This is a genomic window from Streptomonospora nanhaiensis (assembly GCF_013410565.1).
In the GTDB taxonomy this organism is placed as follows: Bacteria; Actinomycetota; Actinomycetes; order Streptosporangiales; family Streptosporangiaceae; genus Streptomonospora; species Streptomonospora nanhaiensis.
Window position 1 is genome coordinate 5,029,307 of the sequence record NZ_JACCFO010000001.1, and the last position, 12,360, is coordinate 5,041,666.

Below are 12,360 nucleotides of genomic sequence, written 5' to 3' on the forward strand. Positions count from 1 at the left end.
GCTGTGCCCCGGCCAGAGGCGCCGGCGGACGTGGCCGGCTCAGGTCAGGTCAGGTTCTTCTGCTGGACCTCCCAGGCGGTGCCGCACAGCCCGCAGTCGGGGCCCACGAACTCCGCCCGGGCGGCCGGGTCGTCCTTGAGCCGCCACTTCAGCCAGGCCGTGCCCACGCGGCCGTACTCGCCGCCGTTGGGCTCGGCGAAGGTGCCGAAGTGGCCCACGTCGAGGTGGCCCATGAACGCCGGAAGCCCGGCGGGCAGGCGGCCCCAGTCGTCGATGGCGTTCTCGTAGGCGATGTCGCTCGGGCCGCCGGTGAAGTAGGCGATGGGGGCGTGCAGCCGGGCGAGGTGGTGGTTGTTCAGGTCGCTCAGCATGCCGCTGTTCCAGATCACCGTGGTGTCGACCCGGCGGTCGTCGGAGACCTCGTAGGCCTCGATACCGCCGCACGACTGGCCCATCACCGCCACGCTCCCGGTGTCGATGTGGCCGCGGTAGGGGCTGAACAGCCGGCTGTTCTCGACGACGGCCCAGTCGATGGCCTCGGTCAGCATCGCGGAGTCGGTCCGTCCGGTGCCGCCGGGCTCGCCGTTGGCGATGACGAGGAACCCGTGCGAGGCGAACTCGGTGAGGATGTTCTCGAACCAGGTGCCGTCGGCGCGGCAGGCGCCGTTGCCCCAGACGACGATCGGCAGCGGTTCGTCCTCGGGGAGCTCGACGGGGCGGTAGATCGTGTGGTCGGGCAGCCGGAGCGTGGTGGTGTACCCGGCGTCGTAGGGGCCGCTCCCGCCCGTCGTCCGCGCGGAGTCGGCCGCGGCCGTGCCCGAGGCGGCGGGGACGAGGGCGGCCGCCGCCAGCAGCGTGAACGCCGCGGCGAACGCCCGCCGGAGCAAACGTCGTGATCCCATGTCATTTCTCCTGGAAACGCTTTTGGAGGACGGCTTCGATCGTTTTCTCCAGCGCGCTGTGAAACGAATATTCGGCAGCCGAATGCGGCTGTCAACACCCGCTGCCAAAGGACCGGTGGTTTCGCCGATGGCGCCTGTGGGAGCCGGTGCCCGGTATTCGCGCAATTCCTTTTCGCGGGGAACGGGCCGGTGCGGCCGCCGGTCCGGGCGCACGCCACGCGCGGCCGCCCGAAGGTAAAATCCCCGGGTGCCGCACCCGGCGGGCCGCTCCGGCCGCGGCCGAGGCGCCAGTCGGCACGGCGACGTCAGGGAGGTCGAGTTGGGCGGCGCGGTACGGCCGATTCCGCACGCGAGCACGCAGGCGGCGGTGCTCGACGTCATCCGCGCGGCCGGCACCATCAGCCGCGTCGGGCTCATCGCGGCGACCGGGTTCACCGGCGCCACCATCTCCACCGTCGTCCGCCGGCTGATCGACGACGACCTCGTCGTCGAGACCGGCCGCGCGGAGTCCACCGGCGGCAAGCCGCGGGTGCTCCTGCGGCTCAACCCCGCCGCCCGCTACGCGGTGGGCGTGCACCTGGACCACTCCGGGATCACCTACGTGCTCACCGACCTCGCCGGCGCGGTGGTGGCGCGCATGTCGCGCACCGGCGCCGGCACCGACGACCCCCCGGCGGTGGTGGCGCGCATCGCCCGCGAGACCGCCGCGCTGGTCCAGGGCGCGGGCGTTGAGGAGCGGCGGGTGCTGGGGGTGGGCCTGGTGGCCCCGGGGCCCCTCACCGCGCAGTCGGGCATGCGCCCGGCCCCGCCGGCGCTGCGCGGGTGGGCCGACTTCCGCCTGCACGACGCCGTCCGCGAGGCCGCCGGACTGCCGGTCGTCCTGGGCAACGACGCCACCGCGGCGGCGCTGGGGGAGTACTGGTCGGGCGCCGTCAGCGGGTCCGCGACGTTCGCCGCGGTCTACGTCTGCACCGGGATCGGCTCGGGCATCCTCATCAACGGCATCCCCTACCACGGCACCAGCGGAAACGCCGGCGAGATCGGGCACGTGTGCGTGGCAGCCGACGGCCCGGAGTGCTGGTGCGGCGCGCGCGGCTGCACCGAGGCGGTGGCGGGCCCGGCGGCGGTGGTGGCGGCGGCCCGCGCCGACCCCGCCACCGCCCGCGCTGCAGGCCTGGCCGATCGGCCGCGCCGGGGCGCCTCGTCGGTGGCCGCCGACTTCGCGGCGGTGGCCCGCGCCGCGCGCCGGGGCGAACCCGGCCCCCGGGCGCTGATGGACCGCTCGGCCCGCTACCTCGCGGTCGCCACGCGCACCCTGGCCACCGTCCTGGACCTCGACCGCGTCGTGCTCACCGGCCAGAGCCTCGCGGTCGCCGGCTCGATCTACCTCCCCGCCATCCGCGAGGAGCTGGACCGCACGTTCTTCGCCCGCCAGACCCACCCCGTGGCCGTCCAGCTCTCCACGTCGGCCGCCACCGCCCCCGCGATCGGCGCCGCGACCATGGTCCTGCAGTCCGAACTCGTGCCCCTGCACACCGGCGCACGGATCCCCGCCAACCTCACCGAGGAGGAGCGGACCCGGCGCGCCCCCGCCGCACGGGGGTGATACCCGCCCGGACACGCCGCGGGCGCCCCGCCGCCGGTGCGGCGGGGCGCCCGCGGCGCTCGCGCGGATCGGGGGTCAGTCGCCGCTCTCCCACTTCTCCAGGTAGGAGCGGACGAACGCGATGACACCCGTGATCCCGGCCGTCGTGTAGGCCACGGGGCCGACGGTCTCGGCCGCCGACGTCACCAGGCCCGCCGACCCCGCCGCCAGGCCGGCCGCCTGGACGGCCACCACCGCGACCCCGGCGAGCAGGAAGGCGGCCAGGCCGATGCGGAACGCGATGTCGAGTGCTTTCCTCATGGTGGACCCTTCGTCTCAGCCGGGGATGGGCAGGAAGCCGACCGCCACCAGTGTGGTGATCAGCAGGGTGGGCAGCACGTACCACAGCAGCAGCGGCAGGAACGTGCGCGTCGGGTCGACCCCGGCGATACCGCTGGCGATGTAGATCGGGGCGGCGCCCGGCGGGGACGCGCCCTCGGTCGAGGCGAACATCAGCACCGCCACCGCCGCGACCGTCGGCGACACCCCGGCCCCCACCAGCGCCGTGAAGGCGACGGAGCCGACCGCGACCATGGTCGCCGTGGAGGTCAGCGGCGCCGCGGCCGCCAGCACGATGACGCCCACGATGAGCGCCAGCACGAACGCCGGCGCGTCGATCGCCGACAGCAGCGACGTCAGCTCCTCGCCCATGCCCAGTTCGCCCAGCACCGTGGAGGCCGCGAAGGCGAAGAACAGCACCACGCCGATGACCCCGTACTTGGGTCCGGCCTCGCCCAGGAGGTCCCACCAGCCGCGCGGGCCGCGCGGCAGGCTGCGCCGGCCCACCACCAGGGTCACCAGGATGACCAGCACCGGGATCCAGGTGATGATGCTGACCGCCTCCATGGTGCCGGCCCCGGCCCAGGCGTCCAGCCAGGCCGCGACCGCGCCCGTGGTCAGCACCACCGGCACCGCGATCCCCAAGAAGATCAGCAGCGAGGGCCACCCGGCCGCGAAGGTGCGCCGCAGCGGCTGGGTGAGGCCGGGGTCGACCGGGCCGATCCCGTAGCGCCGCACCAGCGCCCACATCAGCACCAGCCGGTACAGCAGCAGCCACGCCCCGCCCGCGAACAGCGACAGGAACAGCGCCTCGGCCGAGACCAGCGAGCTGACCGCGCCCAGGCCGGTCAGGATGAACAGCGACGAGCTGGGCGGGAACGCGATGCCCAGGCCCGCGTTGCCCGCCACGACGGTGGCGGCCAGCCGGGGGTCGATGTTGGCCCGCATCATCCAGGGGATGGTGATCGACCCGACGGCCGCGGCGTTGCCCGAGCCCGAGCCCGAGATCGTGCCGAACAGGGCCGACGCCACGGTGGAGACGTAGGCGGGGCCGCCGCGCAGCCGGCCCAGCAGCGAGTTGAGCATGTCGACCAGCCGGTCCACCAGCCCGGTCCGGCCGAGCAGGAAGCCCATGAACACGAACGCCGAGGCGGCGAACACGACCTCCTCGGTGGCCGCCGCCCGGATCCCGGCCCACATCAGGCCGGGCGCCTGCGCGCCGCCGAACACGGCGACCACGACGAAGCCGATGACCATGGCCTCGCCGATACCGCGCTTGATGACGACGTTCCACAGGATGATCACGCAGATGTAGGCGACGAACGCCCAGAGTCCGATCACGGCGCGGACCTACCTTCCTGCTCCGTGGAGGCGGCGGCGCGGCCGGGCGGCGCGTGCGCGGCCCCGGTCGGGCGGGGGCCGCTGGGGTGGCGGGGGTGATGGGGCGTCGGCATAGGGGACTCCTTCAGCGCCGATCAGGGGATAGGGGGACCGCGGTCCCCGCTGGGGGCCGGGGCGGGCCGGACGAGGCCGCCCCGGTGGTGGGCCGGGCGCGCGGACGGCGGCGCGCGGCCGCGCGCGCACCCCGGCGGCGGGCGGGGGCGGGTCGCGCCCGCCGCCCGCCGCCGAGGGGATCGGCGGCCGGGAGCCCCGGATGGGGGCGCCCGGCCGCCGCCGTCAGTGGGGGCGCGGAGCGCCCAGGTGGTCGGCGAGCGCGATCGTGCGCAGCGCCGACTCGACGATGGGGGCGTCGATGAACCGCCCGTCGGGCAGCGCGATGGCGCCCGCGCCGTCGGCCGCGCCCTGCTCGGCCGCCGCGGCGATCTCACGGGCGCGCGCCACCTCTCGCGCGTCGGGGGTGAAGGCGCGCCGGATCACCTCGACCTGGCGCGGGTGGATGGCGGTGCGGCCGAACATGCCCAGGTCGCGTCCTGCCAGGCAGGACGCGTGCAGGCCCTCGGTGTCGGCGACGTCGACGTAGGCGGCCATGGCGGGCGCCGGCAGTCCGGCGGCGGCGCAGGCCAGCACCACCCGCGCGCGCAGCCAGGTGTAGGCGGCGTCGCCGCGCAGGCGCAGCTGCGCCGCCAGGTCGGCCTCGCCCAGGGCCAGCGCCCGCACCGCCGGGTGGGCCGCGACGGCTGCGGCGTTCTCCACCCCCAGCGCGGACTCCAGCAGGCAGTGGACCTCGGTGGCCGCGCCCAGCCGGGCGGCGACCAGGTCGGCGTCGTCGGGGGTCTCGACCTTGGGCACCCGCACCGCGTCGGGCGCGGCGGCGCCCAGCGCCGCCAGGGCGTCGAGGTCGCGCGCCCCGTGCTCGCCGCGCGGCGGGTTGATCCGCACGTGGACCCGGGGCCGGCCGGGCGCCCCGGCCGGGTCCAGGCCGGCGAGGAACTCGACGACGTTGTGCCGCGCGGTGTCCTTGGCGGGCGCCAGCACGGCGTCCTCCAGGTCGAGGATGACCGCGTCGGCGCCCGAGGCCAGGGCCTTGGCGAACCGGTCGGGGCGGTCGCCGGGCACGTACAGCCAGGCCACCAAGGGCGGGCGGGCGGCGGCGGGCGTACCCGCCGGGGAGCCGGAGGTCACGCGACCACCCCCGCCTCGCGCAGCCGCGCGATGTCGTCGGCGCCGTAGCCCAGGCCGCCCAGGACCTCCTCGGAGTGGGCGCCCTTGGGCGGCCCGGCCCAGCGGATCTCGCCGGGGGTGTCCGACAGGCGGAACACCACGTTCTGCAGCGCGACCGAGCCCAGTTCCTCGTCGGGCACGTGCACGATCGACTCCAGCGCCGCGTACTGCGGGTCCTCGGCGATGTCGCGCACGTCGTAGATCGGCGCGACGGCCGCCTGCGCCTCCTCGAAGGCCGCGATCACCTCGTCGGCGTCGCGCTCGGCGATCCACCCGCCCACCGCCGCGTCGAGTTCGTCGGCGTGCTCGGCGCGGGTGCGGCCCGAGGCGAACCACGGCTCCTCGACCAGGTCGGGCCGCCCGACCAGGCGCACCACCCGCTCGGCGATGCTCTGGGCGCTGGTGGAGACGGCCAGCCAGCGGCCGTCGCGCGTGCGGTAGGTGTTGCGGGGGGCGTTGCTGGAGGAGCGGTTGCCGGTGCGCCGGGGCACGGTGCCCAGGGCGTGGTAGGCGGTGATCTGCGGACCGAGGACGGTGAGGATGGGCTCGATGATCGCGAGGTCCACGACCTGGCCGCGCCCGGTGCGCTCGCGGGCGTGCAGCGCGACCATGACGCCGTAGGCCACGGCCAGCGCCGCGATCCCGTCGGCCAGGGCGAGCGGGGGCAGGGTGGGCGGGCCGTCGGGCTCGCCGGTGACGGCGGCGAACCCGCTCATGGCCTCGGCCAGCGTGCCGAAGCCGGGGCGGTGGGCCATCGGCCCCTTCTGCCCGAACCCGGTGACGCGCGCGATGACCAGGCGCGGGTTGACCTCCCACAGCCGCTCGGGGGAGAGGTTCCACCGCTCCAGCGTGCCGGGGCGGAAGTTCTCGATCAGGACGTCGGCGTCGGCGAGCAGCCGCAGCGCGACCTCCTGGCCCTCGGGGACCGAGAAGTCGACGGCGGTGACGCGCTTGTTGCGGGAGAGCAGCTTCCACCACAGGCCGACGCCGTCCTTGGCCTGGCCGTGCCCGCGCGAGGGGTCGCCGCGGCGGGGGTGCTCGACCTTGATCACGTCGGCGCCGAAGTCGCCGAGGTAGGTGGCCGCCATCGGACCGGCGAACAGGGTCGCCGCGTCGATGACCCGGATGTTTCCCAGGGGTTGCATGAGGCTGCATCTTATAAAATATGGGATATAGGTCAACCCCTTGTGTGGCCTGGGCCGCACCTCGGGGCCCACTAGAATTGGCGCCACCGGTTCCGCTCAGGGAGGAGACGCCCCAGTGGCTCGCGCCAGGACCCGCGGCTCAGCGGGGGCGGCCACTCCCGCCGCTCCGGCCCGCCGCCCCCCGGGCAGCAAGGCCGACTACGTCCACGAGGTCCTGCGCCACGAGATCCTCAACGGCGAACTCCCGCCCGGCGCCGCCATCGGCCAGGAGGAGATCGCCGCCCGCCTCGGGGTCTCCATCACGCCGGTGCGCGAGGCGCTGCGCCGCCTGGAGAGCGACGGCCTGATCTCCTACCGCGCCCACCACGGCGCCACGGTCTCGGAACTGGGCTCGGGCGCCGCCGAGGAGCTGTACCTGCTGCGCGCGGCGGTCGAGGGGCTCACCGCCCGGCTGGCGGCCGCCCGCATCACCCCCGAGGGCCTGGACCTGCTGCGCGGCATCCACGAGCGCATGCGCGGCGCCGACGCCCACCAGGCGGCCCAGGACAGCCGGCTGTTCCACCAGACGGTCGCCGACATCGGCGGCCCGGCGTTCCTGGCCGCCCACGTGCGCTCCATCCGGCAGAACAACCCGGTGCCGCCGTCGGTGTCGCTGTGGAACGACCCCGACAACGCCCGCCTGTTCCTCGACGCCCACGAACGCCTGCTGGAGGCGCTGGAGCGGCGCGACGCGGAGGCGGCCGAGCGGATCATGTCCGAGCACATCCAGGCGAGCGCGGTCGCGCGGACGGCGGCCAACAGCGCCGAGCGCGCCGACGCCCAACCACCGGCGGCCCCGGAGTAGCGGCCGCCCGGGCGGCCCCGCGGCCGGTCCGGTGCCGGCGCCGCCCCGAGCGCGGCCGGGGCGGACGTAGGAGGGCCGGACACGGACCGGGTGGCCAGGTCGCCCGCAGAACACCGTCTTTCGGCGCCCGCCGCCCCGCCTGTGGTAACCAGGGGTCACCGCAGGTCCGCGCCGCCGCGCCCGCGCCGCCGGCACCCATTGCCGGCGGCCGCGCCACCGACCGACACCGAGGGGTCCCATGCCCAACGCCGACATCATGGTCGAACTCGTCGACCCCGAGGGCACCGCCGTCGCCGTCTCCGAGAAGCTCGCCGCCCACCAGCCGCCGGGCGCCCTGCACCGCGCGTTCTCGGTCTTCCTGTTCTCCGCCGACGGCCGGATGCTGCTGCAGCGCCGCGCCCACGACAAGTACCACTCGCCCGGCGTGTGGTCCAACACCTGCTGCGGCCACCCCTACCCCGGCGAGCCCCCGTTCCTGGCCGCCACCCGCCGCACCGTCGAGGAGTTGGGCGCCGCCCCCACCCTCCTCGCCGAAGCCGGAACGGTCACCTACGACCTCCCCGATCCCGCATCGGGCCTGGTCGAGAAGGAGTACAACCACCTCTTCGTCGGCCGCCTGGGCGCCCCCCTCAACCCCGACCCCCTGGAGGTCGCCGAGACCACCCTCGTCACCCCCGAGTCCCTGGCCGCCCTCGTCGCCTCGTCCCCCTTCTCGGTGTGGTTCCCCACCGTCCTCGCCGCCGCCCGCCCCGCCATCCGCCGCACCTTCCCCGACGCCGGCTGGTAGCCGCGGCCCCGCCCCCGGACGCGGTGCCCGGTGCGTCTCCCTTCCGGTGCCGCCGCCGTGGGCCGACACCGGAAGGGAGGGTGCCTCAGTCGGCGGCCGTTGCCGCGGGAGCCGGTTCCCCGCCGGACTCGGCGACGCTCTGCCTGTACTCGGCGGCCTCCGACGTCTCGGTGTACTGGAGGAGATCGCCGGCGACGCTTTCGAGGAGTTCGCGGACCTCGGCCGGTGTGGCGTAGAAGAACTCCCGCCGCTGGTTGACCCGGTTGACCCGCTTGTCGGCGAGCCTGCGGTGGAGTTCGGCCTCGACCCCCACCGCGTCGTTGGAGAAGTGCAGGGCGTGTACGTCGAAGTTGAACGGGACCGAGGCGTCACTGAGCTCCCGCACCCGGTCGAGCGGGTCGAGGCGGCGGGTCATCCCCACCTTCACCATGCGCTCGCCGAAGGAACCGAGGTTGGAGATGACGTAGACGTATCCGGCGCGGACGTTCGCGGCCCGCTCCTCCACGTCGTCCATGGCCTTGGCGATGTCGTCGATCTGCCCCTGCAGGCGCTGGGCGCCGCCCTCGTCGCCCTTCGCGCGGAGGGCTGCCAGCGCGTTCTCGTAGTGGCGGCGCTCCTTCTCCAATCGCGCCTTCTCCCGCTCCAGTTCGGCCTGCGCCAAACGCTCCTCGCGCAGCCGCGCCTTCTCCTCGCGTTCGCGCTCCTTCTCCTCGGCGAGTTTGTTCAGGTGGTCGGCGGTCAGTTCCAGTTCGCGGAGGCGAAGCCGGTGGTAATTGTGGGATATGCGGATGTCCATGGACCGGCCGAGCTTCTCGACGGTGGAACGTGTCTTGCCGAGCCGCTCCTTGGCGGTCGCGAGCTTGTAGGGCTTCATACCGCGCACCAGGTTGTCAGCCTCGTTGTTGTAGGCGCGCAACAGCAGTTTGGAGAACTCGCCCACCATGCGGCGCCCTTCGGCGAGTGAGTCGTTCAACGTGAAGTTCGTGGTGGCCTGGACCGCTCCGCCGTCCTTGCGGTTCATGGCCTTGATCTCGTCCTTGAGCACGGCGAGTTCCGCCTTGTAGGCGACGGAGTCGTCCAGCGGATGCGCGTACTCATAGACGCCGGCCTCCTGCAGGGCCGCGATGTCCTCGGTCACGACGATCTGGCGCTGCAGTTCGCCGATGCGCGCCCACAGCCGCTCGGACTCGGCCACGGCGCGCGCGACCTCCGCGTGGTGGGCGGCCTCCACTTGGCGGTGGGCCTGCTGCGCCTGCTCGAACTCCCGGGTGTGGCGCTGCTGCAGTTCGGCGATGTCGTCGCCCAGCCGCCGCTTGACCTCCTCCAGTTCGACGGCGTCCAGCACGCCGAGGCGCTCCAGTTCGGCTCGCAGGCGGGCGTTCTCCTCAGCGAGGCGGTTGACCTTGTTCGCCAGTTCGCGGGCCTTGGAACGAGCGCCGAAAAGTCCGATCTCGGTGTCGACCAGGGGGGGTGGCCGACGGCTGGGTGGAGGGTTGCGGCTGCCCCGGCCCTCCTTCCGGCGGCGGATCGGCCGCCGGTTGGGGCGGTACGGACGGGGAAGCGACGGGGACCCAGAACTGCCAGCCCGCAGGCGCGGGACCCCACGCGGCGTTGGGACGCCAGCCCGGAGGCGGCACCCAGCCGGGCGGCGGCGCGGGCCAGTTCGGAGGGGAGTTGTAGCGGTACCCCTCGAACGAGGTTCCCGGGTAGGGCGGGGCGGGCCGGCCGCCGGAGGGATCGCGGCTCTCCTGTCGCATGGAGCTCCCATGGAATTGGCGACCGAGCGGGGGACGCGGCAGACAAAAAGGATTGACGTCGTCGGTATTGGGCGAAATGCTACGACGTGGAGCAGCAACGCGGGCCGGTTTTCCACCGGGGAAGGTCGGAAAATCAGAAGACGGCAGGCCATGCCGCAAGGCGATCATCGGCGGTCCCGGTTTTCCACAGCCGCCGCGCTCGACTGGCGCCCCGTGGCCGGGGCGCGGGAACCTGGGTGTGCGGTCGGGTGTGCGGATCCCGGCACAGGTCGGGAAGGGGCGGTGGGGGCTGTGGGAGCCGAGCGGATCGTGTACCGGGAGGCGGGGGCGGGGGACCGCGCGGGGGTCGATCGGATCGACGACTCCTTCACCACCGACTCCGTCTACGAGGTGAGCGCCGGCGAGGACGGGTTCGCGCTGCGGCGGGTGCCCCTCGACCCGCCCCTGGTCAAGACGTTTCCCGACGACGATGACGGCGATGACGGCGCCTTCGCCCCCGGCAGCGGCCGGCGCGTCGACGTCGCCGTGGCCGGCGGCGCCGTCCGGGGGGCCGTGGAGTTCGGGCTTGAGGAGTGGAACCGCCGGCTGGTGGTCCACCGGATCACGGTCGACCCCGCCTACCGCGGGCGCGGTGTCGGCTCGGCCCTGATCCGGCGCGCCTGCGCGTACGGCCGGCGGCACGGGGCGCGCACGGCGTGGCTGGAGACCTCCAACGTCAACGTCCCCGCCGTCCGCGCCTACCTGCGGATGGGGTTCACCCTGTGCGGCCTCGACACCACCCTGTACCGGGGCACGGCCAGCGAGGGGGAGTTCGCGCTCTTCCTGGCCCGCGACCTCGACACCGATCCCCCGCTCGGGCGGCCGCCGGCCTGGGCGTCCGCGCGCTCACCCGGTTCCGGCGGGCCCGAACCCGATGGTGCCCGCCGCCAGGGCGGCGATCCGGGCGTCGATGGGCGAGATCCCCGGCAGGGCGGTGCCGATCGGCCACAGGCGCACGGCGGCGATCTCGGCGGTGGGGACGAACCGCTCGGGCGCGAACACGCAGGTGCCGCAGAAGACCGCGCCCCGCTCGCGGCGGCCGGGGGCCACGGTGAACTCCGCCACCCCCGCGTACCGCACCTGTGCCGCACACTGGGCGGTCTCCTCGGCGAACTCGCGCCGGGCGGCCTGCTCCGGTGTCTCGCCGGGCTCGATACCGCCGCCCGGCAGTTCCCACTGGGCGCGGTACCGGTCGAACACCATCACCACGCCGCCGGGCGCCGCCGCCACCAGGAGCGCGAGCGGCAGCGGCGGCGCACCCGGCCGCGGGTCCGGCGGGGTCGGGGCGAATCCGAGCAGGGCGTTGCCGCGCGCGTCGCGCACGGGGAATCCGGTGTCGGCCGGTCCGCGAGGGGCTGCCATAGCCCAGGTCTACCCCGGGCGGAACCGGAGCGCCCGTTTCGCGGGTCAGGCGGTGTAGGCCCGCACCAGGGCGCGCAGCATGGGCGAGCAGCCCTCCTCGACCTTGAGCGCCGCCAGCGCGTCGCCGCGCGTGGGACCGCGGTTGACGACGACCACGGGCTTGCCCTGCTCGGCGGCGCGCTTGACGAACCGGCGCCCCGACAGCACCGTGAGCGACGATCCCGCCACCAGGACGGCCGCGGCCGCGTCGACCAGGGCGTACGCCTCGTGCACGCGCGCCTTGGGCACGTTCTCGCCGAAGTAGACGATGTCGGGCTTGAGGATCCCGCCGCACGACTCGCAGTCGGCCACCCGGAAGCCCTCGGTCGAGGCCAGCACGGCGTCGGCGTCGGGGGCGGTCTCGACGTCCTCGACACCGCCGGTGAAGTCGGGGTTCAGCGCGGTGAGCCGCTCGGCCAGGGCGGCGCGGGTGATCACCCGCGGGCACGACAGGCACACCACGCGGTCGTAGCGGCCGTGCAGGTCGATGACCCGCCGGCTGCCCGCCTCGTCGTGGAGGGTGTCGACGTTCTGGGTGATCACGCCCGACACCACCCCGGCGGCCTCCAGTTCGGCCAGCGCGCGGTGGCCGTCGTTGGGCCGGGTGCGGTGCACGTGGCGCCAGCCGACATGGTTGCGCGCCCAGTAGTGCCGGCGGAACCCGGGGTCGCCGACGAACTGCTGGTAGGTCATGGGTGTGCGGGGCGGGGAGTCGGGGCCCCGGTAGTCGGGGATCCCGGAGTCGGTCGAGATCCCCGCGCCGGTGAGCGCCACCACCGGCCCGTCGCCGAGGACCGCGCGCACCGCCTCGGCCGTGGCCGCGAGGCCGGGTGGGGTGAGGGTGCTGGTCACCGAGTTGGTCACCCTATGAGGGTATGCGCTCGCCGCCACCCGCCCCGGTCCCCGCGCCCCGCCTCCGTCCGGGGCCGGTGCCGCCCT

General features: G+C 74.7%; 11 protein-coding genes and 1 pseudogene. 4 read left to right on the top strand and 8 right to left on the bottom strand.

Going from position 1 to position 12,360, the window contains the following annotated elements:
- Positions 1–44 precede the first annotated feature (44 nt).
- Positions 45–902: an alpha/beta hydrolase gene (locus HNR12_RS22325; RefSeq protein WP_179769409.1), complete on the bottom strand. Its 858-nt coding sequence runs from the start codon at positions 900–902 to the stop codon at positions 45–47.
- A gap of 247 nt (positions 903–1,149) precedes the next feature.
- Between HNR12_RS22325 and HNR12_RS22330 the strand changes: the two genes are divergently transcribed.
- Positions 1,150–2,508 (top strand): ROK family transcriptional regulator, encoded by a 1,359-nt coding sequence (locus tag HNR12_RS22330; protein ID WP_308118957.1) that lies wholly within the window; start codon positions 1,150–1,152, stop codon positions 2,506–2,508.
- Positions 2,509–2,583: 75 nt separating this feature from the next.
- On the opposite strand, the gene HNR12_RS22335 is transcribed toward HNR12_RS22330, so the two are convergent.
- The 4 genes from HNR12_RS22335 to HNR12_RS22350 form a co-directional block, all read right to left on the bottom strand.
- Entirely contained in the window at positions 2,584–2,808 is a 225-nt protein-coding gene (locus HNR12_RS22335; protein ID WP_179769410.1) for a hypothetical protein, read from the bottom strand.
- Between the two features lie 15 nt (positions 2,809–2,823).
- Positions 2,824–4,167 (bottom strand): TRAP transporter large permease subunit, encoded by a 1,344-nt coding sequence (locus HNR12_RS22340; protein ID WP_179769411.1) that lies wholly within the window; start codon positions 4,165–4,167, stop codon positions 2,824–2,826.
- A gap of 336 nt (positions 4,168–4,503) precedes the next feature.
- Positions 4,504–5,409 carry an HpcH/HpaI aldolase/citrate lyase family protein gene (locus HNR12_RS22345; RefSeq protein WP_179769412.1) on the bottom strand — a complete coding sequence of 302 codons (906 nt, stop codon included), beginning with the start codon at positions 5,407–5,409 and terminating at the stop codon, positions 4,504–4,506.
- Positions 5,406–6,593, bottom strand: coding sequence for a CaiB/BaiF CoA transferase family protein (locus tag HNR12_RS22350; RefSeq protein ID WP_179769413.1), 1,188 nt, complete (start codon positions 6,591–6,593; stop codon positions 5,406–5,408). The genes HNR12_RS22345 and HNR12_RS22350 overlap by 4 nt, the downstream gene beginning before the upstream one ends.
- Before the next feature lie 115 nt (positions 6,594–6,708).
- Here HNR12_RS22350 and HNR12_RS22355 point away from each other — a divergent pair, with 115 nt between their 5' ends.
- Positions 6,709–7,437, top strand: coding sequence for a GntR family transcriptional regulator (locus HNR12_RS22355; protein WP_179769414.1), 729 nt, complete (start codon positions 6,709–6,711; stop codon positions 7,435–7,437).
- Between the two features lie 238 nt (positions 7,438–7,675).
- Complete coding sequence (idi, locus tag HNR12_RS22360; RefSeq protein WP_179769415.1) at positions 7,676–8,224, top strand: isopentenyl-diphosphate Delta-isomerase; 549 nt, start codon at positions 7,676–7,678, stop codon at positions 8,222–8,224.
- A gap of 85 nt (positions 8,225–8,309) precedes the next feature.
- On the opposite strand, the gene HNR12_RS22365 is transcribed toward idi, so the two are convergent.
- The gene (locus tag HNR12_RS22365; protein WP_218902015.1) at positions 8,310–9,569 is read right to left on the bottom strand and encodes a DUF4041 domain-containing protein; all 1,260 of its coding nucleotides are present in this window, start codon (positions 9,567–9,569) and stop codon (positions 8,310–8,312) included.
- A 562-nt stretch (positions 9,570–10,131) separates the two neighbouring features.
- Between HNR12_RS22365 and HNR12_RS22370 the strand changes: the two are divergent.
- A pseudogene (locus tag HNR12_RS22370) lies at positions 10,132–10,737 on the top strand (GNAT family N-acetyltransferase); the annotation flags it as partial.
- Positions 10,738–10,866: 129 nt separating this feature from the next.
- Here the strand turns inward: HNR12_RS22370 and HNR12_RS22375 are convergent.
- Complete coding sequence (locus tag HNR12_RS22375) at positions 10,867–11,382, bottom strand: NUDIX hydrolase (protein WP_179769417.1); 516 nt, start codon at positions 11,380–11,382, stop codon at positions 10,867–10,869.
- Positions 11,383–11,427: 45 nt separating this feature from the next.
- Positions 11,428–12,285, bottom strand: a complete 858-nt coding sequence (locus HNR12_RS22380) for an NAD-dependent protein deacetylase (RefSeq protein ID WP_372451146.1) — start codon at positions 12,283–12,285, stop codon at positions 11,428–11,430.
- Positions 12,286–12,360: the final 75 nt, after the last annotated feature.